The organism is Microbulbifer marinus (genome assembly GCF_900107725.1).
Taxonomy (GTDB): Bacteria; Pseudomonadota; Gammaproteobacteria; order Pseudomonadales; family Cellvibrionaceae; genus Microbulbifer; species Microbulbifer marinus.
The window spans coordinates 387,061-412,052 of the sequence record NZ_FNQO01000003.1 but is presented as its reverse complement, the minus strand read 5'-3'; the positions used below and the strand labels follow the sequence as shown (position 1 = coordinate 412,052).

Below are 24,992 nucleotides of genomic sequence, written 5' to 3'. Positions count from 1 at the left end.
ATCCTGTGCCCTCAGTAACATACCGGTTTCTTTTTCGGCGTGTTAGCCCGGGCCAAGTGCGAAAAGTAAGGAGTGAGGATGTTTACCGGCAGTATGGTGGCGCTGGCTACCCCAATGTATGCAGACGGCAGCCTGGACTGGGACAGCCTGCACAACCTGGTGGAATGGCATATCGAACAGGGCACTCGGGCCCTGGTCGCGGTCGGAACCACCGGTGAATCCGCCACTCTCGATGTCAATGAGCACCTGGAAGTGATCCGCCGCGTGGTCGATCAGGTGGCCGGTCGTATCCCGGTGATTGCCGGCACCGGTGCCAATTCCACCACCGAGGCGATCGAGCTGACGGAAAACGCGGCCAAATGCGGCGCCGATGCCTGTCTGTTGGTTACCCCTTACTACAACAAGCCCACCCAGGAGGGCCTGTATCAGCACTACCGCACGGTCGCCAAAGCCGTGGACATACCGCAAATTCTCTACAATGTACCGGGCCGTACCGCTGTCGACATGCTGCCGGAGACAGTGCTGCGTCTCTCGGCGATCAGTAATATCGTCGGCATCAAGGAGGCTACCGGTGACCTTGAACGCGCCCGCGTGCTGATGGACATACTGCCGAAGGATTTCGCCATCTATTCCGGTGACGATGCCACGGCGATGGAGCTGATGCTGATGGGTGGTCACGGCGATATCAGCGTAACGGCCAACGTGGCGCCGGCCGCGGTCGCGCAGATGTGCGAGGCGGCGATCAGCGGCGACGCGGAGACGGCGCGGGCCATCGACCAGCGCATCCGCATATTGCACAAAGTGCTGTTTGTGGAGTCCAACCCGATACCGGTGAAATGGGCGCTGCGGGAAATGGGGCGTATCGACGGCGGCATCCGCCTGCCGCTCACCAGCCTCTCCCCGGAACACCACGCCACTGTGCGCGAAGCACTGCGCAGCGCAGGTGTACTCTGACACCTGCGAACCGAGGATTAATTAGGAACGTAATAATGACAAGATTGACCGCTGGAGCCGTGCTCTGTATCGCCGGTATCACGCTGACCGGTTGTGGCATGTTCGGCAACGAGGGCTATTTTCGCGACCGCAGCAACGACTACCAGCGGGCGGACAGCCTGCCGCCGCTGCAGATGCCCCCCGGTGTGACCGCCAAGCATCAGGAGGAGCTGTATGAAGTTCCGCAGATTGCCAGCAACGAGCTGACGGAAGGCGAGTTCGAAGTGCCGCGTCCGCAGGCGCTGTCGGTCAATGTGGGCCTGGACCGGGTCAAGATCCAGAAGCTCGGCAACCGACGCTGGGTATTGGTCAGTCAACCCCCAGCCGAGGTGTGGCCGCAGCTGCACTACTTCCTGCGCACCTCCGGTCTGCGACTGGAAAAGTCCGATGCCAGCGCCGGCATCATGGAGACCACCTGGCTCACCTTCAATGAAACGCCGGAAATCAAGGACAAGTACCGCCTGCGGGTCGAATCGGGCGTACAGCCGGATACCACCGAAATTCATGTGCGCCACTTTTCCCTGCCGGCCGAAACGCCGACAACTGTCGCCGTTACCTGGCCGGAGCAATCAACCAGCCCGGAACGCGAGGGCTGGATGATCGATGAGATGTCTTCTGCGCTGGCGGCAGAGTCCACCGGTGCCGCTGCGTCCCTGGTAGCCCAGGCCATCGGCGGTACTTCGGTCAAGGTGCAGCTGCAGGAACCGGCCGGCCGCGAACCGTATATTTCCATGGGGCTGGCGATGGACCGCGCCTGGGCGACGGTTGCCCACGCCGTCAATGCCGGCGCCTACCGCCTGCACCAGGAAAATCCCGATCTCGGTATCCTCTACGTCACCTTTGACGAGAACCGCGAACTGTCCGATGAGGACGAGGGCGGCTGGTTCTCCTGGGGCAAGAAGGGTGAAGACAAGCTGGCCAAGCGAGCCGAAGCCGTAACCCTGCAGCAGATCCTGGCCAACATTGACACAGCCAGCGATGCCCAACCGGCCCTGTTTACCGATATGCAGGGAATCGGCGGTGCACCGGCGGCGGAGTACCCCGGTTATCTGGTCATACTGCGCGGTGGCGACGATGTCATTGAGGTGCGCATCCGCAACACCCGCGGCCAGCCGCTGTCCCGCGCCAAGGCTTCACAGCTGCTGCTGGCGATCCGCCAGAACCTGATTTAAGGGTCGCTCAATGGCCCTTCGCTTCGCCTCACTGGGAAGCGGCAGCAAAGGCAACGGCACGCTGGTCGCCAGTGGCGACCACTGTCTGCTGGTGGACTGCGGTTTCACCATCAAGGAAACCGAGCGGCGCATGGCGCGGCTCGGTATGTCCCCGGCCGAGCTGTCCGCGATTCTGGTAACCCACGAGCACAGCGATCACCTGTCCGGTGTCGCCCCGCTGGCACGCAAGTACGGCCTGCCGGTCTATCTGACCCCCGGCACTTTCCGCGCGCGCGACATCGGCAAACTGCCCCAGTTGCACCTGATCGAGGGGCACCAGCCGTTTGCCGTGGCAGATATCCACGTTACCCCGGTGGCCGTGCCGCACGATGCCCGCGAGGCCGCGCAGTTCGTATTCCGTGCCCGCGGCAGCAGCCTTGGCCTGCTCACGGATCTCGGTACGGTGACCCCCCATATCGAAGAGCATTTCGGCGACTGCGACGCGCTGTTGCTGGAGGCCAACCACGATCCGCAGATGCTGGCCCAGGGGCCCTATCCACCTTCCCTGAAGCGACGCGTCGGCGGTGCCTACGGCCACCTGAGTAATCAGCAGGCCGCGGGCTTTCTGCAGCGGGTTGGCTGCGATCAGCTACAGCACCTGGTCGTCGCGCATATCAGCGAAAAGAACAACAGCCTCGAGCTGGCCCGTGAGGCCCTGGCGGACGCGGCCGAGCGGGTCGCGAACTGCATTTTTGCCTGCCAGCAGCAGGGTTTTGACTGGCTGAATGTCGACAGCCGCGGCTGATTGCGGACTGTATCCGCGTTCAACTTCACGGTGCCGCTTTGCGGTGAAATATTGCGGCCCGCCTCCCGCGCCACGGGAGTCAGGCCGGGGGGAGGGCAATGGAAACGCTACTGATCTATCTGCTGGTCGGCGCCGCCGCCGGTACCATCGCCGGCCTGTTCGGCGTTGGCGGCGGTCTTATTATCGTGCCGGCATTGGTGCTGGTCTTCACCGCTATGGGTATAGCGCCGGAAATCCTGACCCATATGGCGGTGGCGACTTCCCTGGCCACTATCGTCATCACTTCGCTCAGCTCGATTCGCACCCACCATCTGAAAGGTGCGGTGGATTGGTCCATCTTCCTATCCATGACACCGGGTATATTGCTGGGCTCCTGGCTCGGCGGTGTAACCGCCCACTTACTGCCGGGTGCCTGGCTGCAGCTGTTGATCGGCGTATTTGCACTGGTGATTGCGGCGAGAATGTGGCTTGCCGGCCTGCGTCGCGGACAGTTGCCGGATGACGCCAGCGGACTGCCCAGTGCACCACTGCTGGCCGGCGTCGGTGGCATTATCGGCTGGGCCTCGGCGATCTTTGGGATCGGCGGCGGTTCGCTGACGGTACCTTTCCTGTCCCGCTGCCGCGTGCAGATGCAGCGCGCTGTCGCCACCTCCGCCGCCTGTGGCCTGCCGATCGCGGTGGCCGGCGCCATCAGTTTTGCCGTGCAGGGTTGGGGGTACGAACTCCTGCCGCGCTGGAGCAGCGGCTATATCTACTGGCCGGCGTTTTTCGGCATAGTACTCGCCAGCACGCCTTTCGCCCGCTTCGGCGCCAACCTGGCCCACCGCCTGTCACCGCAACTGTTGAAGAACTGTTTTGCCGGTCTGCTCTGTGTGATTGGGTTGCGATTTATCTGGCTGAACGCCGGATTGCTTCTCGGCTGATGGGGCGAATTCTGGATGGCTTCGATAAAAACTCCTCGTCGTTCCGGCGCAGGCCGGCATCCAGAGCTGGAACCCCTGGATTCCGGCCTGCGCCGGCATGACGACAAAAGGAGGTAGGGGCGAACCTTGGGTTTCGCCCAAATACAGTCGTTTAAAACAAAAAAGGCCGCTGCTTCCGCAGCGGCCTTTTTGCGTTTTGGGTATCCGTGCTTAACGGATGCCGCACATGCCTCTCTTCAGCAGCGGCGAGATGACGATCATCAGCGCGCCGACGCCGAGGCCCCACCACATCAGGTACTCGTAGAGGCTGGTGTAGGTGGACAGGGTAGAAGCCAGGTCGGTGGCGCCCTCCTGAGGTACCGCGGCCATCTTACCGATACGGGTAGCCACAGTCTCGGACAGGGCGGTCGCCAGGAACCAGGTACCCATGCTCACGCTCACGACTTTGCCGATGGACAGCTTGGTCACCGCGGACAGGCCGACCGGAGACAGGCACAGCTCACCGGTGGTGTGCAGCAGGTAGGCCAGCACCAGCCAGATCATTGCCACTTTGCCGGCTTCGGTCGGGAAAGCCGCGCCCAGTACCAGCGCGCCGAAGCCCAGGCCGGCCTGGATGATGCCGAGGCCGAACTTGACCGGCGTGCTGGGCTCCCAGCCGCGCTTGCCCAGCCACACCCACAGGGCGGCGAACGGAATGGCCAGCAGCATGATAAAGCCGGCGTTCAGAGAGCCGAACATGGACGCGCGGATCTCGCCGTCGCCAACGGTACGATCCAGTACGCGGTCGGCATACAGGGTCATGGAGCCGGCGGACTGCTCAAACAGCGCCCAGAACACGATGGTGGAGGTGATCAGTACCATCAGCACCACGGTGCGGGAGAACTCCTCGCTGTAGTGGCGGGTAAAGCCGTAGCCGATAAAGCCTACCAGGCTCAGCAGCATGACACCCAGCCACTTGTCGACATCGGTAACGATCCAGTCAATGATCGGGGTAATACCGGCGAGTACGGTATTTACTTCGCCAGCTACCAACGGATCAAGATTAGATTTGTATTCCATCCATTCCGGCGCAAGCGTGCCAGCGAACGCCCAAATCAGGCCCAGCGTCGCGGTTGCCACTGCCACACCTATCGCAATCGGATCCTTGCCCTTGCTATCTTGGTGCAGCATGGAGAACAGGATCAGGCCGACGATGGCGACGATCAGCAGGCTGTTCTGCGCCAGGTGCACGACCGGCTCGCTCTGTACCAGGAACCAGACCACGGCCAGGGAGGCGATGCCGCCCAGGTACACGGCCCATTCCTTGTTGATCGGGCCGATGGCTTTCTGCTTCAGCACTTCCGGGCGGCTCGGCTCGGCCAGGCCGTCCAGGTATTTCTGGCCCCACAGGAAGGTAATCAGGCCGACCACCATGCCGATACCGGCGAGGCCGAAGCCGTAGCCCCAGCCGTAGGTTTCCCCGAGCCAGCCGCACAGCAGGGTGGCGATGAAGGAGCCGACGTTGATGCCCATGTAGAAGATAGTGAAGCCGGCATCGCGACGCGGGTCATTCTTGCTGTAGAGCTGACCGACGATGGTGGAGATGTTCGGTTTCAGGAAGCCGACCCCCACGGTGATCAATGCCAGTGCCATAAAGAACACTTTCAGGGCGACCACATCCTGAATGACCACATCGCTGGCCAGCGTGGTGCCGGCGGCGATCACGGTGCCGTCGTTCAGGGTGATGGCCTCACTGAGGAGAGTGCCCGCCGCATAGGTAATGGCCTGGTGCCCTTCCACCGCCATCAACAGGTGCCCCAGGCACAGCAGGATACCGCCGAACAGTACCGCCTTGCGCATGCCCAGGTAGCGGTCGGCCAGCAGGCCGCCGATCAGCGGCAGTGCATATACGAGGCCGGCATAGGCTCCGAGCACGTCATAGCCGGCGCTATCGGTAAACAGGTGGTACTTGGTGAGGTAAAGGAGGAGCAGATACTTCATGCCGTAGAAGGAGAAGCGCTCCCAGAGCTCGGTGGCAAAACATATGTAGAGCCCTTTGGGGTGGCCGAGCAACTCGCCCGAACCGGTAGTAGTGGCCGTCGTGGTGACGTCCGCGACATTAGAAGACATAGAAGTTCCTCTGTCTGTAATAGTTATTGGGGAACCTCGGTCAGCCGGTGTCTCAAGCGGTGATAGCCAATAGATGGGATAACGCGCCCGAGTGCTTTGCAGACTGTGCCCAGAGCTTCCAAAAGAAACCCCGGAAGTGTAACAGTTGTCCGTTAGGCAGGCGAATCGTTGCAGTTGAAACCGTATGATTTGCCGCGGGGGTATTCACAGCCGGCCCGTTTAGTGGTAAATGCTGTATAGAATTTGGTCCACAGGGGAAAATAATGATGAAAACCCCGATCCTGATACTTCTGCTGTGCTTCCTGACCGGCTGCGCCAGTAACCCGCCGCGCGAAAGTTCAGCCATTGATATCGAGTCTGCCCTGAGCGGCGCGGTGATACTGGGCCAGCCCGTCGATATGGCCAGCCTGCCCGAGGAGGATCTGCTGGCACTGACGCCGGAAATGCGCGCCTATCTGGCAACGGTGGCGCCGGATGCCAGCCCGCGGCGGCGCCTGGCGGAACTGATCCGCGCATTTGAGCGGCGCGAGTTTCACGTCGAGTATGATGAAGACAGCACCCTGTCCGCGATGGAGACCTATCGCCAGCAGCGCGGGAACTGCCTGGCGTTTACGCTGATGATGGTCGCGATGGCGCGCGAGCTGGGTGCCGAAGCCTATTTCAATCAGGTGGATGTGCCGCCGGTATGGGGGCACGACGAAGCGCAGACGTTCGTGGTCTATCGCCACATCAATATGGTGTCGGAAAATACACGCGGACGCCGGGTGGTGGACTTCAATCTCGCGGCCTATGACCCGATTTACGATCAGCGCAAGCTCTCCGATATCGCCGCCTTTGCCCAGTACTACAGCAATCGCGGTATCGAACTGATGCAGCAGGGCGAGCGAGCGACGGCATTCCTGCATCTGCGCAAGGCGCTGGCGTTGCGCCCCGGCGACAGTGACCTCTGGTCCAATCTGGGCGCGTTGTACAGTCGTTTCGGTCACCAGCATGAAGCGCAACAGAGCTATCGCCAGGCGCTCGCGTTAAATGCCAGCCATCTGGTGGCCATCAGTAATCTGGAGCGCCTCTACCGTCACTCTGGCCGAGTGGAGCTGGCCGAGTACTATGCCCAGCGGGCGAAATATCACCGCGAACGCAATCCCTATTACCTTTTCTACCAGGCGCGTAATGCCTATGAACACGGGGAATATCAGCGGGCGAAAAAACAGCTGCGTCGCGCCTTGTGGAAGTACGAGGATGATCACCGTTTCCATTTTCTGATGGGGCTGACCAGCTTCAGGCTGGGTGAAGTGGAGGACTCCCGGGAGAGCTTCAGGGAGGCCTTTGCCCTGGCGGAAAATCAGGGCACCAAGAATGCCTATTTGCGCAAACTGGAATACCTCAAGCGGTCGCAGCCAGATATGAATCCTGAGGCCCCTGCTCCGACAATCAACGTTATCAGGCGGCAACGGCGCCCTGAACTGTCGGACATGCTTGGATGGTAATGAGGCAGCAGCGCGAATAAGCCCGTCGCAGGCTCAAGCAATCAACCAGTGCAGTATCCATAAAAAAGGGGCGCCCATCGGGCGCCCCTTGTCACATAGACTTATTGAGTCGTCACTTAGAACTGGTAGCTGACACCAGCCCAGGCGTAACGGCCCTGGAAGTCGTAGGCGCTGTTCCAGTCGGAACCGGAGGTGGTCGCCGGTTCACGATCAGTCACATTGTCGATACCTGCGCTCACACGGGTAGCGTCGTTCACGTCCCAGCCTGCCTTCAGGTTCAGGTAGGTGTGAGACGGTACGTCCATGTAAGGGCTGTGGCCATCGCTCAGGTGCTGAACGTCAGCGCCCAGATCCCAGCCGTTGCCGTACCAGGTGGCGCTGGCCAGACCGCGCCATTTTACGTAGGCGGTATCGGTGGTGCCGATGTAATCCAGGCGGTCAGTAGTCTGGCCGGTCTGAGAGTTGAACTCCTCGTACTCGAGCAGGCGAGTCGCCTGAGCGCGCAGGGCCAGCTGGCCAGCGTCGTAGTGGAAGTTCTGTACTACGTCGATGTCGATACCCTTGGTGGTGATCTCACCGATGTTCATCAGTGCACCTTCCAGAGCGACGATCTGACCCGCACCGTTGTTGTTACGCACTACGCGGTCACAGGCGGAGGCGATACCAGCACGGTAGCAGTCATCCAGAATGCGCTGCAGGTCCGGAGAAGTGATCGCGTCTTCCACCTCGATGTCGAAGTAGTCCAGGGTGATGGACAGATCGTCCGCGAAGGACGGAGTCCAGACTACGCCGGCGGTGAAGGTTTTCGCTTCTTCCGGTTGCAGATCCGGGTTGCCGCCGATATTGGTCGGTACCTGATTGCCGGACTGAACGATGGCCGCCTGACAATTAGCGCCAACGCCGGTGGTATTGGTGGTGCCGTTGTCACACGGATCGATCAGGTACTCGTAGCTCTGCGCGGCACCGCTGAACAGCTCGTAGATTCCCGGAGCGCGGAAGGCGGTGGAGATGCTGGTGCGGAAACGCAGGTCTTCGGTCGGCGCGTACACCAGGCCGATCTTACCGGTGCTCTGGCCACCAAAGGTGTCAAAGTCGGAGTAGCGAACCGCAACGTCGGCAGACAGCTCTTCCGCGTACTTGGCGCCGGCCAGAATCGGCAGGTTAAATTCGGCAAAGACTTCGGTTACGGAGTATTCACCGGCAGTTGCGTCCTGCTGGTTGCCGAAGGTATCGCCGCTCTGGGTTTCCACGCTCGGATTGAACTCGCCAGATTCCTCGCGGTATTCAACACCGGTGGCGAAGCCGAGGGCGCCGCCCGGGAACTGGATGGCTTCGATGTCGCCGGTCAGGCTGGCGCCGACATTAACCAGTTCGTACTCATTGTTCTCTTTGTCGTCGTAGCGGATGTAGTCGATCACATCCGCGCCGATGCCGCCGAGGAACTGCGGGTTGGCGATCGGCGAAGTGCCGTTCAGGACTTGCTGCAGTTTGGCCTTGTTGTAGGAGTTGGTGGTGCTGTTCTCACCTTCGTTCTTGCCGTAGCTCAGGAAAGTATCCCAACCCCAGCCGTTGGCCAGGTCGCCGCGCAGGCCGGTGACGATACGGTAGGTGTCGGTGGTCTGCTCATAGTCGCGGGTACCGCCGGCAACCGGACGCAGGCGTACATCAAACGCGCCGCTGTCCCAGCTGGTGCCGTGGGAAGCGACCGGCATTTTTGGCTCCAGGCCTTTCGGGCTGCCCTGGGCTACCCAGGCAGCGTGCGCAGCCTGATATGCCGCCAGATCGATTTGGTAGGCGTCTTCTGCCGCTTGCCAGGCTTGCTGCAGTTGCGCCTGCACTTCTGCCGGCATGTGATCCGGAGTCAGCGCCAGGCCGTTACCGGCGTACATCGGCTGGGCAGCCAGCTGCTGGTTAGTGGTCTTGGTGGTGAAGCTCGCTTCGCCATACAGCTCTACCGCATCGGTGATGGAGTAGTTGCCGTTCAGGGTTGCGGCCGTGCGCTCCATGGCGCCGGATAGCCACATGTACTGACCGATGTCGTAAGGGGTGTAGCCGGAAGCCAGAGTCTCTCCGTCTTCACCCACGGTAAAGCTGCCGTAATCGGTGAAGATGTTGCCGGTCGGGGACATGGAGCTGCGCAGGCCTGCCCACTCGCGGTCCTGATAGGTAATTTCGTCGCGCTGTGCATGGCTGATATTGCCGATAAAACTGCCGCGCTCACCCTCGCCGCCGAAGGTGATGGAGAAGTCACCGTTCTCGCCGCCACCCTCTGTGGTGGAGCCGGCGCGGGCGCTTACGCGAACACCGTCTACGGATTTCTTCATAACCACGTTGATAACACCGGCAACGGCGTCGGAGCCGTATACCGCGGAAGCGCCGTCGGTCAGCACTTCGATACGGTCGATCATATCAACCGGGATATTGTTCATATCCACCGCGGAGCTGACGCCGGAGCTGGAGGATACAAAACGACGACCGTTAACCAGAACCAGGGTACGCGCAGAACCCAGGTTACGCAGGTCGACAAACGCCAGGCCCTGGCCGCCATTGTTGTCGTTGGCGTTGATGCCGTTGGTGCCCATGGACGGCAGCTGGGTCAGCAGCTCATCGATGGTGCCAACGCCGGAGCGCTGGATTGCTTCGGAGTCAACGATGGTGATAGGGCCGGTGGTGGAGAGAGGGTCGCGGGCAATACGTGAACCGGTAACAACTACCTCTTCAACTTCCGGTCCGGGTACTGCGTCCTGGGCCAGCGCGCCGGTGCTGGCGATAGTGCCCAGAGCTGCAATGGCAACGCTCAGTTTGGTCTTGATCATAATGCATCCTTTTATGTACTTAGGGTACTTATAATGCGTTTATTAGCTTGTAGCATTTAATGCGCGAGCTGACTTTAATGCATCAAATAAAATTATGGAACTAACGTGACATTCAGGTATCGCGGAACTGACTTTCGGGCGGTGCGCATTTTGAGCGGAATGGTTTTTTTTTGAGCGGCGCAAAAAATATATGTCCGCAAAAACCAATAATTAAGTGATATTTTTATAGCCGTTATTGAATTCGGAGTATGTAACTGTCAAATGTAAAGTTTGTGAGCAATTAGAAAATGTTGGTTGAAAAACAGACAGGGGGGCTCTCTGAATGGGGGGAAACTGGATTGGTCGAAAAATATTCAGCCTCTCTCGTTGCGAAAGAGGCTGCTGAGGAGGAGTTAAGCGAGGCTCTGTTTCATTCCGTCGAGGAAAAGCTGCACGGAGAGCATTACCAGGACCATTCCCATCAGCCGCTCGACGGCGATCAGACCGCGGTTCCCAAGCAATCGGGCCAGCGGTGCAGACGCCAGCAATATCACCGAAGAAACACCCCAGGCACCCAGTAGCGCCAGAGTCCAATCCATTAATTGCTCGCCTTCGCTGTTTGTCATCAGCATCAGGATGGCCATCGTAGAGGGGCCTGCAACTAACGGCACTGCGAGGGGTACGAAGAAGGGCTCGCCCTCCAGGCGCTCTCCCATGATTCCGCCCTCGGTCGGGAAAACCATGCGCAGCGAGATCAAAAACAGAATAATCGCGCCGGCAATACGTATCGCTTCCTGCGACAGGCCGAGCCAAGCCAGCACATAGCGGCCGCCGTAGAGGAATACCAGCAGTACTATTAGTGCGAAGACCAGCTCACGCATGATGACGTAGAGCTGGCGACGTTGAGGCACATTCTTCAGTGCCGCGAGGAAAACTGGGATATTTCCCAGTGGGTCCATGACGAAGAGTAGTGTCAGGAAGGCTGTTAAGGTATCCATTGTTTCTTACCGGTCTTTTATGGTCTAACGCGCAGGAGTGCGAATAGTATGCATTCTAACTCCAAGTACAGCGGGCTGTGCTGAGTGAGTGACGTGGTCTAGCTTGAAGATAATATAGGGAGTGAGACAGATAGGAATATTTAGCGCATTGAAGCGTTATCCCGTTTGGCGGGGGCTGCGCCCCCGTTTTTAAGGTGTCAGAGTCTCGCTTGGTCGGTCAGGTGGCGCGGGATGGGCCTGCCTGAAAAGGCTGCATGAAGTGGAAAAGAGCGCATAGCGAGCCAGGAATATGTAATTTGAGTATGACGGGGCGGATTGCTCGCAGCTAGATTTTTTCGTGAAACCAGCCGCTGATAGCTAAGCGCACTTTTGGTGAGAAAGGCGCGATGCAAGTCACGGAATGTACATGTTTGACATCGAACAGGCATAGGCTGTTGAAAACGGGGGACCAGGAATCCCTGGTTTCGCCACTGTCGCGGAAAAACTGCAAGAGCCCGCCCCAGTCTGGATGCCAATTTTCTGTCAGGTTGAGGACGAAAGCCACTTTCCTCTTCTCTGCGGTTACATCGTCCTTGTGGCGAGTAAGAAAATCTCCGGGCGCAAATGAAGTGATTTGTGCGGAGGGAGGAGTCAACGATGCGATGCCGGTTACCTTTCTGACAGCGTCAAGCGTCTCTTCACTACCCAGCCATTGCCGAATTTCTTCCAGTGGGCCCGTGATCCCTTTGTTGAGGCCTTGTCGTCCATACCAAAATCCGATGCCTTCGCGGGCCAGCGTGTATACTTCCCGGACCAGAGCCTGGCGTTTGGCGATGTCCAACTTAGAGAACTCTTCCTTCGAAATCTCTCGATATTTGTTTTCTGAAATATGCGCCTGTTTGAACTCTGCATTTTCCAGAATTGTCTGCGTCATTGTGCGTGCAGACTCTGGATCAAGTATGTTGGTAACGCGGCACCGCATGTCCTTGGCATACTCTGGCGTCCAGGCTTCTATGTCGAGTTCATGGTTTAATCTGTATTGCATTTTAAAGCTCTCTAATTTGCCCTTTCAGCTATTGACGATCAGGTGATTCAAGGGCTTCAGAGTTGATGGCAGCACTGAGATCGAATGCGACCTTGAAAAATGGCTTCCATTTTTCAGCCTCGCTTTTATCAATCGGCTTTCGTACTTGTAGCTCGCTGAAAGTAAAGGCGTGCGAGGCTTTTTTTGGGGGAGCCAGATACTCAGCGCTCCACTCATACCCCAAAAACGAGAAAAGTTGCTTGCCGATACGGTTAGGTGATTCAAGGAATTGGTCAAAATTAATGTCGAAAACCTGGTCTCGAAATTTTTGTGACCAGAAATCCATGAGTCTATTTGCTTGGAAATAATAGTGGGCGAGATCATTTACGTCGCAAGCATAGTTGTGACCTTCAGGGAAAGGCTTGGCGAAAATAGACATGCATACATCAAATGGATTCTTTCTCAGCTGTACAATTCGGGCGTGGGGAAACATTGATAAGATCATGCCGACATAGAGGAAGTTGCTTGGCATCTTATCGGCAATTTCCAGGCCTCTATCGTCCGCTTGGTGGAGGTAGTCAGCAGCTAGCTGATTCCAGTCTTTCGCAGTTAGGTTTTTTGCGAATTCTTCACTTCCACCGCCGAATCGAAGTTGCAGCTGAGAATGTATATATGGAATTGCTTCACTTTCTCCGATGCATTGCAGTCTCCCCGACATCTCGACAATTCGGTTGATTACCGTTGTGCCTGATCTTGGCATGCCGACAATAAATACCGGGCTATGTGGGTCAGTCGAGGATTGCAATAGAGCGGAGTCCGCATAAGCTTGTCGGATCTTATTGAACAGTGACTCAGTCTTCTGGCGGTCGTACCGAATACCCTGTTCATGAAGAGCTCGCAACTTGATTTGGTTGGCGGCACACATCTCCTTGTATGCCAGCTCATATTTTTCTAACTTGGTGTAAAGTTCCGAAAGAGCAAATTGGGCTTCCTCTTTATCCTGGTCACCCATGGCAGGCGAGGATATAGCCCTCTTCAATTGACTGATAAGATTCGCGTCAATCTCGGTTGGCTCGATTAGCTCTGAAACAATCTTCCATGCGGTACCGGACTCAGGTAACTCTTTAACAACGTTTTTCGCTTCTGAAAGCGACTTTGAATAATCGCCTTTTAGTCGAGAAAGTCTTGCCTGGAGCAATCGAGCTTGGGCACTGTTTTCTCCTATGTCAAAGGCTTTCGCAAGATGCTTTTCACTTTCAGAGATGTTGCGGTTCATCAACTGCAGGTCGGCAAACTTTAAAAAATCTGTAGCAGTGGGCTGGATTAGATCTATATATCGACTAAATGCTTCTACAGCTGTTTTGTATTCTCTGAATGCTGCGGCAACTAAAGATAGTTCCCGAGCTATAGTTGCGCTATCGGAAATGCTGGAAAAAAGCTTGCGGTAGATAGGTAGTGCCTTGCCGATCTCGCCCAGCTTAAAGTAGGCAAGGCCAAGGTGATAGAAGCATTGTGCATCCATCGGATCAATTTTCTTTATTACTTGAACGGCCGCTCGATATGCCCCGAGCGCCATAAATTCACCTGAAATAAATTTCAGTTCATTTTGGCTGGCGGACTTTATGTTGCTGGCCTGCTCCAAGTGTTTCGCTGCTATAGATGTGTCGCCCTGGTTTCTGGCGGCATATGCAAGCAATGTATGTGCATGCACTTGTTCTGGAGTACGAGAGATTACTTCAGACAGAAGCTTTCGGGCCTGGTCGTACCTCCGTTGGCGGAGATAGAGTTCGGCTAATGTAATGCGGGTTTTTACAAAATTCCTAGCATCGCTAAGGTTGGCCTGCAGGAGCTCGCATGCTTTTTGAATGTTACCGCTACGGATGGCCTGTTCCGCCGCTGTGAAGGGGTCGGGGTGATTCATACCGGTTGAGTATCTCTGGTACAATAGACGGAAAATATTTAGCAGGGAATTCTATTCCCGGCAGAGGCGCTTTTAGAGTTTTTGGTCCCGCTTGGCGGTGCGCATAGGTCCGACAATGTACCATATTTCAGAATTATTGGATATTGAAGCACATAAGGCAGAGTTTGCCGAGCAAGGTGTGATTCAGGTGCGAGACTTCCTCCGCCAGGATTCAGCTCAGGCACTACATAGCCTACTTGAGTCGCAGCGCGAATGGAATCTAGCATTCAATAAGCTGGGAAGCCATGTCGACCTGAGTTACAGGGATTTCTGTAGTTGGACAGAGCAGCAGAAAAAAACGCTTTCAGAAGTGGTCTGGGCTCAGGCAGCGACAGATTTCCAATATTTCTATAAAAGCATCCCCATATTTGATATCTACGCCAAGAAGCTACTACCAGATAGTGACCTAAACGAGGTTTTTGAGCTGGTAAATAGTTCGGAGTTCCTAAGCATGATGCGAACTTTAGTCGGGGATGACAGTATCTCCTTCGCTGATGTTCAGGCGACTAGCTTCGAGCGGGGGCATTTTCTTAAGGAGCATGACGATAATGTTCAAGGCAAGGGCCGAGTGGCAGCGTATGTTCTAAATCTTACCCCGAACTGGAACTCGGACTGGGGTGGCCTTTTCCATGTGTTGGATGATCAGGAAGTGGTAAAAACCCTGGTCCCTACGTTCAACGCAATTAATGTGTTTAAAGTACCGAGAAAGCATTCGGTTTCCTACGTGACCCCTTTTGCCAGAGGTAGCCGCTTTTCAATTACGGGCTGGCTACGTCGCGGTGAGTTGTCCTTCTAAATCAACTATTTGTCGGTCTTTGCCGCAGGCACAGCATCAAACGGCGTTGTGATCCTTACTTTTTCTTCATTCCCGGATAGCGGTACGGTGCCGTGCCAGGTGTATGACGGGAACAGAACAAGTGTCCCGGCTTCGGGGGTCACTTGCTTCTCAATCATGTCTCTACTGCCAAGCTCATAAGGAGAGCGGCCGAAATAGATGTCACCGCCATCTTTGTTTGCTTCGTCGGGAATCACTTGTGGCACTGCCACGTAAAAAGCAGAGCTAATCCATCCCTGTGGGTGCACATGGCTGACATGATGTCCACCTCCTTTCAGTAAGACGGACCAGGAGCCTGAAAAAACGAAGTCTCCAGATTTTCTGCGCAACAGGGGATGCGTCTTGTCCGTCGGCAAGGCCGAAATATATTCCGTCACTATCTCGGCAAGACTGCTCCGTAAGGCCATTATTACAGGGTGCTTTTTGTGCAACAGGCGCCCAGGCGTTTGTACTCCAGCACGAACTGACTGGTTAAGCGGCTGGGCTTTTAAGTTGTGCATTTCGATCAGCGTCTCCTTTAACTGATCGAGGAACTCATTTTTATTGGCGTAGCCATTCGGGGTTGGGATTTCGAAACGCTGCACAAAGGCATTGTCTTTTGTCAGCCAGTGATAGCGGGGATCCCCGAGCATTTTCCAGCAGGTGCCTTGTAATGCCCACAGCAATTGATCGTCTGGCGCTCTATTTAGATAGTCCGAGATAAGTTTTTCCGCCCGGTCGAACTGCGCTGACTTGATTAGAGCGATAAAAAATTGCTTGGCGACAGTCAATTCGGGATGCTGGGTAAAGGCTTCTTCATACTGTAGTGTGGCAGAACCGATATCGCCCTGTTCTTCTGCAACCTTGCCGCGTAAAAAGAGGATTCTGGGATCGCGGGAGTCGTTCCAATTATTGTCGAGTTCTCGCTCGGCTTCTTCAACCCGGTTTACTGCCAAGAGGTTTTCGATATGAGCTATGGCGATAGCGATGTTCTGTCGCTGGGGAGAGGGAATGTTTTTATAACTGGAACAGAAAGCTGCCTGGTCACCCTGTTGCCAATAGACCTCGTTAAGGGTGCGGTGCGCATCGATATATAGAGGGTGATTCTTTAGTAACTCTTCCAGCGTAGTGAGTGCTTGCTGGTATTCGCCGAGGTTCAGTTGTGCCAGTGCCGTCGCATATTGAAATTCGGCGGTTCCCGGGTTTATGCGAAGCGCCTGCTCCAGCAGCGTAATAGCCCGTTCGTTTTCTTCGAGGGCGGTATAAGTAATCGCCAGGCCGTAGATGGCATTCACATAATTAGGTTTTAAATTGATCGCGCGCTGAAAATATTCGATAGCGTCTTCATGGCGATCACTTTTTCTGCAGATATTACCCAGTAGCGTGTAGGCCGCGGGGTTGTTTGGCGCAATCTCGCTTGCCTTTTGGGCGTGCTTGTAAGCAGGGTCTAGTTCAGCCAGTTCATACTCAAGTATTGCCAGATTGCGCCAGGCATCGCTGAACTTGGGGGCCAGGGCGGTTGCGCTGTGATAGTGCTGTCGCGCCTGTTCGGGCATGTTCTGCTGTTTGAGGAAGTTGGCGAAATTATTATGTGCTGCCGGTTGTCGGCCATTTACTTTGAGCGTCTGGGTAAAGAAGTGTTTAGCTTCGGCAGTATTTCCCGTGGCGGCATGCGCGAGGGCAGCCAGATGTAAAACATTGGGGTCTTTGGCGTTGTTGGACAGTAACTGCTGAATTTGTGGCAAGGCCAGTGACGCCTGTCCACTGTTGATCATACCGTAGAGGCTGGTGAGTAACTGAGGGTTGGCAGGCTTCTTGTTCATAGTTTTACATCATAAAAAGAAACGGCGAGCAATGCTCGCCGTTTCCCTACTTCAGTTAGTTACAAGTTTGACTTAGTCAAACTTGTAGCTCGCGCTCAGGAAGTAGCGCGGACCGAGCAGATCGTAGGTGGACGGGAAGGTATTCGCCTGCTCCTGAGCATCGCCGAGCGGAGTCGGTTCGGTGTCCAGGGCATTCTTGATACCAAAGTTCAGGTCCAGGTTTTCGGTCATGGCGTAACCAACGCTCAGATCCAGATAAGTTTCTGCATCCAGAGACGGTACAACCAGATCGGAAGCCGCTACGTCGTTGTTCTCGATCACGTCGTCGTTGGTTTCACCCAGGTAGCGAACCAGAGCGGACAGAGTCAGCGGGCCGCTGGACCAGGTGATACGGCTATTCCAGTTAACTTCCTGACGCGGAGAGCCACAGGTGTTACCGAAGTTACCGGCGCAGTAGTTAACACGGTCAGGCAGGTCGGCAATCGGGGTCTGGTCGTAGTCCAGCAGGAAGGTGCTGCTGAAGCCTACGCTCAGGTAAGAACCGCCGTCAATACCGAAAGCCAGATCGGTGCCGTAGTTGACGTTGAGGTCAATGCCGTTGGTTTCGATCAGGCCGATGTTTTCGTTCAGTACGTTAACGATCCGAACGTTGCCATCGCTGCGGCGAGAGATCGCCTTACAGAACGGAGAGTTGATGTCTTTAACAACGTTGTAGCACAGATCCAGAACGTTGTTTACACCGCCGCCCAGTACGTCAATGGCATCTTCGATTTCGATGTTGTAGTAGTCAACAGCGATGTCGAGACCGTCCATCGGCTCAACAACAACACCGAAGGTGAAGGTGTTGGAGGTTTCTTCCTGCAGATCCGGGTTACCACCGAACATACCTTCGATCTGGGAGTTGGCCTGGGTGAAGCTGCCGGCGGTAACGCCAGTGGCGGCACACAGAGCAGTGTCGGTGTCGGTGGTAACGTTGCCAGCTGCACAGGGGTCGTCAGCAGACGGGAAGCCGTTGGACTGACCCAGGAACAGCTCGGATACGTTAGGCGCGCGTACGGCCTGCTGGTAACCGGCGCGGATCTTCAGCATCTCGATCGGCGAGTAGTTCATCGCGGTCGCGAAGGAAGTTACGCCACCGATGTTGGAGTAGTCAGAGTAGCGCACGGCGCCCCACAGAGACAGGCTCTCAACACCCGGCTTGCCTTGCAGCAGCGGTACGTTCACCTCGGAGAAGACTTCGTCGGCGCTGTAGCTACCTACAGTTGCTTTACCGGCGTTGAAGCCCAGTACGTCACCCGCAGACAGGAAGGAGTCCGGACGGTAGGTAGATTCGTCGTTGCGGTGCTCCAGACCGAATACTACGGCAACCGGCTCGTCGGAAGTCGGCAGGGCGCCCAGAACGCCGGACATGCTAGCAGACAGAACTTCCTGAGTAATGCTGGTCACGTTGGTAGCGCCAACGTTGACGAAGTTCACTGCTTCCTGGGAGATGTTGCCTTCGCCCCAGATGTTCAGCGGTACACAGCCATTGGAAGTGTCCTGACACGCAGTGCCAGCATCGTTCACCAGAATAGCCTGACGGAAGCGGGAAGCCGCAACGTCGTTGTTCAGCAGGTTGGTGTTTTCCAGGTTGGCGTAGCTGTAGTAGGTGTCGTAGGACCAATCGTCGTTGATGTCGCCACGGAAGCCGGCCAGGATGCGGAAGCCGTCACGGGTATCCAGTGACTGACGCGGGCCGTTTTCGACCATACGGCGGCCAACGAACAGATCAACCGGGGCGTTCGGATCCAGACCCGCGTCGATGTTCATTTGACGCAGTGTGTCCTGATAGGCGGCGTCGAAGAACGGAGTGTTCGGGTTCACAGACACAGTGGTGAACGCCGGAGTCGGAGCCAGCTCCTGCGGCACTTCGTTATGTGCGAAAGCCATTTCGCCGTAGGCAGTCAGCTTGTCGCTGATATCGTAGTGCGCGAAGGAAGACACCAGGAAGCGCTCCTGCGGCAGCTGCAGGTAGTTATCCGGGGCGTAGTTGAAGCGATCAGCCGGATCCTGGAACGCGCGGGAAGTGCCGTCTGAGTTGAAGGTGGTGTTGGTATCGAACACGCGAGTGCCCGGGATACCGGAGGAACCACCCGGAACCAGCTCGCCGCCACTCTCGGTCAGAGCAACGTTGGAGAAGTCGCGGTCGCCCTGGAATACGGACTCGCGGTCAGACCAGGAAGCGTATACAACAGCGTTACCACGACCGTCGGCGAAGTTGCCGCCCATGGTGATGTCGATGTTGGACTTGGCACCGTCGCCTTCACCAGTTACGTCGTACAGGCTGGTGATCTGAACGCCTTCGAAGTCGTCAACCATCTGGAAGTTCACAACACCGGCAAGAGCGTCAGAACCGTATACCGCGGAAGCACCGCCGGTTACAACGTCAACGTTCTTGATCAGGGTGCCCGGGATGGTGTTCAGGTCAACAACACCAGTCTGGGTAGCCGGGATGTAACGGCGGCCATTCACCAGTACCACGGTGCGGTAGGAGCCCAGACCGCGAAGGTCAACGCGTGCGGTGCCGTCACCAGGGTTGTTGGAGCTGGGGCCGAAGCTCGGCAGAGTTTGCGGCAGCTCAGCCAGTTTCTGCTCAACGTTCAGGTTGCCGGAGATTTTAAATTCTTCTTGGCCAATGGACGTGAACGGGCTTACAGATTCCAGGTCCTGGCGCTTAATGCGAGAACCGGTAACGATAACTTCTTCGACCAGCTTGGCATCTTCCTGGGCGAAAGCAGGCATTGCCGGAACCAGTACCGCGGCTGCAGTCAGGCCAATGGCCCCCTTAACAGCTACAGACAGGAGGTTCTTTTTCATTGTAAATCCTCTCTTGATCGTTGGATTTATAGTCTTTTGCCTTGAATGGCGATTGTCGGAAGCGGCTACCCCCAAGTGGCCACTTCCCTCCCAACAAGGTAAAGACGGGCGGTATTCGAATTTCCTCAATAAAAAATTAAATATTTTCGAATATCACGTAATGTCAGTAACGGGAGGTTGATACTGGAGTTAAATGCTGAAAATGTGTTTTTTTGCAGCAAAAAAATCTATAATTTTTTGTTTGCTTGGTGGTTTTGTGGCTGGTGGCGATATTTGGTGACCATTATTTGTTGTTTGGTCGCGAAAGCGTTGAGGCTAGACTGTGGATCTTTGGGGGTTGCGAGGTTGGCTGACCTTTCAATCGGGCGTTCGTGGTAGCAAAAACTGGCCCGAAGGCCTAATGCTGTTCACTTAAGGGGGGGGCAGCATTGCGATCAGTTGTGCGGCGATATGCTGATAGACGAACTTGAAGCGTTTTCGGGCAGGGCTCCATTACAAAGAGGGGTTTTAGGAGGGCGGTGCGAGTGTCTATAAGAGCTAACTTTTAATGGAGGGCGCTGGAGTTAAATGATAGTGAGGGGGTGGCGAGGAAGGCTGAGATGTTGCCCGGGGTGTTCATGACGAAGAGTAGGGTCAGGAAAGCGGTTAAGGTGTCCATAATTTTCAATGTATCACCAAGTTCAATCGACCAAGTCTGGCCTGGTTTAGCTGTGGTGTCCCGGGATTTAATTTAACTTTATTTCAGCTTGAATTAAGATGTCCAAAGCGGAGCTTAGGAACTTTTGGTACGCCTTCCATTTCCCTACAGATGAGTGATAAATAGGTTTTCTCGCTTGCATAGCGCTTGCTGTTGCTACTTGGCTTTTCGTGTTGGGGTGGTTTAAACACTCGTCTTCCCACTGGAGCTCGCAAAAACCTAGCAATTTTTCTAGCTCGCGTTTTGGGTTTTCTATCAGATTTTCGTATGAAATTCTTGTGACTTGGCTAGGGAGCTGTTGTTCCCAATATTCCGTTAGGTTTCGGTACAGAAGGTAATACTCGGCTAATTCCTCTAGATCATATGAATAAAAGGCGACGGCAGAGAAGAGCTGTTTGTAGTTGCTAAAGCAGGTGTCCATCGGGTCGCGGGTCATGTGAATGATTTTAGCGTTAGGAAGGGATTTTGCGATTAGCGGTATATACAAGAAGTTGAAAGGGTTCTTGTCAATAATATGTGTGGTGTGGTTGTCGTCCTTGGGGATGCTGCTCAAGTAGGTTTCGCCTAGTTGCTGCATTGGTAATTTTGCTGAGGCGTGAATTGTATCAAGGTCATAATCTAGGTTTAGCGGACGTTCGCATAGCTTTTTCAAGGCTATTCCGAAGTTTCTAAGTTCTCCGTAGGGGGTGACCGATGAATGCGATGAGAGCATTCTCTCTATTAATGTTGTTCCGGTTCTTGGTAGCCCGCAAATAAATATGACTTGGTCGGTTTGATTCCCAGATTCTTTGTTTGATATCCAGTCTTTGTTGAATGTTTGTTTTATCTTTGAAAATTTGTTTTTTTCTTCATGGATTGAGAATTTTATCTGTCTTCGTTTTGAATCATTCCCTAGTTTGTAATATTTAAAGGACTCTTCAAAGTTTTTATTTTTCTCTAGAAGAGAACCTAGTGAAAATCTTGCGAAAACTTTTTCTTCCTCGGTTGAGCTTTCAGAATTTGCTATTTTAATGAGGTCTTTTAAGTCGGAGCTCTTGCACCGATCTATCAGGCTTAGACCCCAGTACGCTTTTCCGGATGATGGGGATTCTTTGATAATGTTTCTAAAATTTTTTTCCGCTTCTATTGTGCGGCCTAGAGCTATTTGTGACATGGCAAGATTGTGCCTGAATCTCAGGACGGAAGGTGCGATTTTTGTTGCTTTTGTGAAGAAGTGAATGGCTAGAGTGTGCTCATCTATAGATGCCGAGGACGTCCCCAAAATATCGAGAGACCATGTGTCCTGGATGTTCAGTTCTTTCGCGTGCCTGAGTGCCGGGATAAGATCGGAAAAATTTCCGTTAGATAGTAGGCAGAAGGCCTGCTGTGCCACGTGATGTGGGTGGTTCGGCTGCAGCTTTAAGCCCTTATCGATCGCATCTAATGCATCCTCAGTTCTTTTTGTTCGCCGATATACCTCACTTAAAAGAAGCCACGCTTTGGCATCAAGCTCTGGGATTTCTACGAGCAGCTTACCGATATGTGTGCAGGCTTGTATGTCATTGTGGCTTAGCGCCAACTCTAGCTTTTTTTTGAGTCGACCCTTGTAGTTTTCTAAAGCTTTATGCGTGGTCATTGTGTTTCAAGTTCAACTTGTAAGTGAACAAATAATGCCATGAAATTAGGTGGCGGTAAAAATTAAAAAAGCCACCGGGGAAGTCCGCCGGTGGCTTTGAAGGACAACCTTTAAGCTTAAAGCTTAGAAGTTGAAGTTTACGCGGCCGTAATAGTAGCGACCTTGGGTTTCATAGGTACGTACGTCGGTATTGTCATTGAAACCGGTATAAGCAAACGGAGGTTGCTCATCGGTGACGTTGTCAATACCGAAGGTCAGACGAGTCTTGTAATCGGCCAGGTTGTAAGACAGCTGGATGTCATGAATGACCTGGCTATCAACTTCGTGAGGCTCGTTTGTGGGTTCGAATGTAACTGGGTCTAAATTGTACCAACCGTTGAGGTTTTCCATAACGGAGTGGATATAGCGGGACCTGAAGCTGGCATCCCAGTTCTCGTAGCTCCAGTTGGTGGTGAAGTTGGTTTTCCAGCGGGGGAAGTTGCCATCCTGGTTATCTTCGAAACGGCCGGCATGACTTACTACGTCTCCGTTGGAGAGGGTTTTGTCATACTCGGTTACATAGGCCGCATCGAATCCAAAGCCGAATAAGCCTATGCTGGTTCCCGGCATCTGGTAGCGAAGTGACAGGTCCACACCCGAGGCGCTCAGGCCGCCGACATTGGTATTGAGGTCGTGGATAAAGATAATGCCACCCACCTCTGCACCGCTGCCTGCAGCCCAGCGATCGATCTTGTCACAGTCCTGACCCGTCGCCCAGCAGTTGTCGAGAATGACCTGAGGGCCGGAAGTGGAAATCATGTTTTCAACTTCCGTTTCCCAATAATCCACCGTCAGGGAGGCGCCGTCGAGCCATGATGGCTGATATACCAGGCCTACGGTGAAGATATCGGCGGTTTCCGGCTGCAGATCCGGGTTGCCACCTATCTTGGACGGAATTTGGATAATTCCATCATCGCTATAGCCGCCTGTAGGCACGCCATCCGCGATGCACGAAGCAGTCGGGTCGTTGGCGCACTTGTCTGTGGCGTTAGGGAAGGTGCTGGAGATACCCTGGTAGAGTTCGGGGATGGACGGGGCCCGGAAGGCCTCGGACACCGTGGTGCGAACTGTCAGGTCATCGACAATAGACCAGCGCAGGCCTACTTTAGAGTTAGTGGTCTCACCAAATGTGCTGTAGTCGGAGTAGCGCGAAGCCACACTCAACTCCAGGGAATTGATAGCGGGCAGACCTTCCAGCAGCGGAACGGCAAATTCCACAAAGGCTTCGTTCAGGTGATAGGAGCCGCCAGTTGCGAGCGAAGAGCCTGCAGTTGAGGTGCCCAGCAGCTGCAGGGAATCGGGCTGGGAGAAGCCGCTTACTTTGCGGTGCTCAAGGCCAAATGCCATACCTAGAGGGCCGGCAGGCAGGTCGATAACGTTACCGCCAATGTTAAACTGGACAGCTGACATATCGTTACCACCTTCCGTAATGGAAACGTAGTTGCCGCTAATGTACTCCAGCATTTCTGCAGTAATTTGGGTGTCGGTTCCCGGAACACCAAAGACATTGAGGGGCACACAGCCATCAATCACCCCTCCTTCAGTACCGTCTGAACTACACAGTACGTTGCCTGCAGAGTCTACAAAAGTGGGGCCAACTGCTTCGGCTACTCGCTCCAGGTTGAAGTAACCTTTGTCGATGATATTGGCGTCGTTCTCGCCATAGAGTGCAGAGAGATCCCAGTTCCAATCGCCTAATTCACCTGCAAGGGCCAGAGTGATTTGGTGTGTATTGGTTTCGTGGACTTGGTCTCGACCTCCGGTCTCCACCATGCGACGACGCCAGTCGTTCAGTACCATGGTTTCGCCGTCAGCATTTTTCGGGCCAAACTGCTGGTTATAGTAGTTCAGGTCTGAGTAGGGGGCCGCGTGACCGAAAAATGCCAGAGGTGCCAGAGGTTCTGGAGCAATCAGTCGCTGAGAGCCGCGGTGCGTGTACATGAATTCAGCACTGGCCTCAACGTTTTTCAGGGCGCCGAGATCGCCGAGATTGTAGTTGCCGAAAGCGCTAACGCCCCAACGCTCATTCGGGGTCTGGGTGTAGTTGGCTGGCGCATAGTTATATGCATCGGTAGCGCCGTTATACGTTCTCCAGTCGCCAAATTCCGGTCCCTGGGTGTAACGGTTGCCGTCAGATCCACCATGGTTGCCCCATGGGGTGGCAGATGAGCCGCCAGGCGTCTGTCCTTGAGGGTCCCAGTAAGGGTGGAACCAGATCTCTTCCTGTGAGTACTCGCGGTCACCGGCCCAGATAGGCTGCTGGTCTGCGTAGTATCCAGAAACAACAAAGTTGCCGTTATCGGTGGACGTACCGAAAGTAAAGCTGGCTTCCTCTTTTCTGCCATCCCCTTCGCTAGTCTCACCGAAGGAGGTGGAGAATTCAGCACCTTCGAAATTGTCGCGAGTAATAATGTTGACTACGCCGGCAATAGCGTCAGAGCCATATACGGCAGAAGCACCGTCTTTCAGTACTTCTACGCGCTCGATCATTGCCACCGGAATGTTGTTCAGGTCGACAGAAGAGTCGGCGCCCAAGCCGGAAGCAACAGCACGGCGACCGTTTATCAGTACCAGGGTACGCTCCGAGCCGAGGCCGCGCAGGGAGAAACGCACAGCACCGGACCCACCATTGTTAACTCCGGTGTTGGTTGCCGCACCAGCGGAAGACGGCAGGTTTTGCAGAATATCACCGACGCTCAGTTCGCCGCTTCCTACAAGGTCTTCCCTGGAGAGTACAGTTACAGGGTTGGCGCCTTCCAGGTCAGCGCGCTGAATGCGTGAACCGGTGACCAGTACTTCTTCCACGAGCTGCGCGTCTTCCTGCGCAAATGCCGGCATGGCGGGAACCATTACTGCGGCTGCGGTTAGGCCGATGACCCCTTTCACAGCTACGGACAGGAGGTTCTTTTTCATTGGAAATCCTC

The 24,992-nt window shown here is 55.1% G+C and carries 15 protein-coding genes; 6 read left to right on the top strand and 9 right to left on the bottom strand.

What is annotated here, in order from left to right:
- The first annotated feature begins 78 nt into the window (after window positions 1-78).
- The 4 genes from dapA to BLW36_RS13680 all read left to right on the top strand — a co-directional run bounded on the left by dapA (window position 79) and on the right by BLW36_RS13680 (window position 3,872).
- On the top strand, window positions 79-954 hold the full coding sequence (dapA, locus tag BLW36_RS13695; protein ID WP_091389692.1) for a 4-hydroxy-tetrahydrodipicolinate synthase: 876 nt from the start codon (window positions 79-81) through the stop codon (window positions 952-954).
- Window positions 955-989: 35 nt separating this feature from the next.
- Complete coding sequence (gene bamC / locus BLW36_RS13690; protein WP_091389689.1) at window positions 990-2,165, top strand: outer membrane protein assembly factor BamC; 1,176 nt, start codon at window positions 990-992, stop codon at window positions 2,163-2,165.
- Between the two features lie 10 nt (window positions 2,166-2,175).
- Window positions 2,176-2,949, top strand: a complete 774-nt coding sequence (locus tag BLW36_RS13685) for an MBL fold metallo-hydrolase (protein ID WP_091389687.1) — start codon at window positions 2,176-2,178, stop codon at window positions 2,947-2,949.
- Between the two features lie 98 nt (window positions 2,950-3,047).
- A complete protein-coding gene (locus BLW36_RS13680) occupies window positions 3,048-3,872 on the top strand; it encodes a sulfite exporter TauE/SafE family protein (RefSeq protein WP_091389684.1) in 825 nt (274 codons plus the stop codon).
- Window positions 3,873-4,082: 210 nt separating this feature from the next.
- On the opposite strand, the gene BLW36_RS13675 is transcribed toward BLW36_RS13680, so the two are convergent.
- Complete coding sequence (locus tag BLW36_RS13675) at window positions 4,083-5,981, bottom strand: peptide MFS transporter (RefSeq protein WP_091389681.1); 1,899 nt, start codon at window positions 5,979-5,981, stop codon at window positions 4,083-4,085.
- Window positions 5,982-6,244: 263 nt separating this feature from the next.
- Between BLW36_RS13675 and BLW36_RS13670 the strand changes: the two genes are divergently transcribed.
- Window positions 6,245-7,468, top strand: coding sequence for a tetratricopeptide repeat protein (locus tag BLW36_RS13670; protein WP_244506262.1), 1,224 nt, complete (start codon window positions 6,245-6,247; stop codon window positions 7,466-7,468).
- Window positions 7,469-7,584: 116 nt separating this feature from the next.
- Here the strand turns inward: BLW36_RS13670 and BLW36_RS13665 are convergent, their stop codons facing one another.
- The 4 genes from BLW36_RS13665 to BLW36_RS13650 all read right to left on the bottom strand — a co-directional run bounded on the left by BLW36_RS13665 (window position 7,585) and on the right by BLW36_RS13650 (window position 14,185).
- Entirely contained in the window at window positions 7,585-10,284 is a 2,700-nt protein-coding gene (locus BLW36_RS13665) for a TonB-dependent receptor plug domain-containing protein (RefSeq protein WP_091389676.1), read from the bottom strand.
- Between the two features lie 392 nt (window positions 10,285-10,676).
- On the bottom strand, window positions 10,677-11,261 hold the full coding sequence (locus tag BLW36_RS13660; protein WP_091389673.1) for a MarC family protein: 585 nt from the start codon (window positions 11,259-11,261) through the stop codon (window positions 10,677-10,679).
- Window positions 11,262-11,586: 325 nt separating this feature from the next.
- Window positions 11,587-12,285: a 2OG-Fe(II) oxygenase family protein gene (locus tag BLW36_RS13655; protein ID WP_091389670.1), complete on the bottom strand. Its 699-nt coding sequence runs from the start codon at window positions 12,283-12,285 to the stop codon at window positions 11,587-11,589.
- 28 nt (window positions 12,286-12,313) lie between these two features.
- Entirely contained in the window at window positions 12,314-14,185 is a 1,872-nt protein-coding gene (locus tag BLW36_RS13650) for a tetratricopeptide repeat-containing sulfotransferase family protein (RefSeq protein ID WP_091389668.1), read from the bottom strand.
- Between the two features lie 115 nt (window positions 14,186-14,300).
- On the opposite strand from BLW36_RS13650, the gene BLW36_RS13645 reads away from it, so the two are divergent.
- On the top strand, window positions 14,301-15,020 hold the full coding sequence (locus BLW36_RS13645; protein ID WP_091389666.1) for a 2OG-Fe(II) oxygenase: 720 nt from the start codon (window positions 14,301-14,303) through the stop codon (window positions 15,018-15,020).
- Between the two features lie 5 nt (window positions 15,021-15,025).
- Here BLW36_RS13645 and BLW36_RS13640 read toward each other — a convergent pair whose 3' ends face one another.
- The 4 genes from BLW36_RS13640 to BLW36_RS13625 all read right to left on the bottom strand — a co-directional run bounded on the left by BLW36_RS13640 (window position 15,026) and on the right by BLW36_RS13625 (window position 24,981).
- Window positions 15,026-16,861, bottom strand: a complete 1,836-nt coding sequence (locus BLW36_RS13640; protein WP_091389664.1) for a tetratricopeptide repeat protein — start codon at window positions 16,859-16,861, stop codon at window positions 15,026-15,028.
- Window positions 16,862-16,933: 72 nt separating this feature from the next.
- On the bottom strand, window positions 16,934-19,717 hold the full coding sequence (locus BLW36_RS13635) for a TonB-dependent receptor plug domain-containing protein (RefSeq protein WP_091389662.1): 2,784 nt from the start codon (window positions 19,715-19,717) through the stop codon (window positions 16,934-16,936).
- A gap of 725 nt (window positions 19,718-20,442) precedes the next feature.
- A complete protein-coding gene (locus BLW36_RS13630; RefSeq protein WP_091389659.1) occupies window positions 20,443-22,029 on the bottom strand; it encodes a tetratricopeptide repeat-containing sulfotransferase family protein in 1,587 nt (528 codons plus the stop codon).
- A gap of 123 nt (window positions 22,030-22,152) precedes the next feature.
- Window positions 22,153-24,981, bottom strand: a complete 2,829-nt coding sequence (locus BLW36_RS13625; protein ID WP_091389656.1) for a TonB-dependent receptor plug domain-containing protein — start codon at window positions 24,979-24,981, stop codon at window positions 22,153-22,155.
- Between the last annotated feature and the right edge of the window lie 11 nt (window positions 24,982-24,992).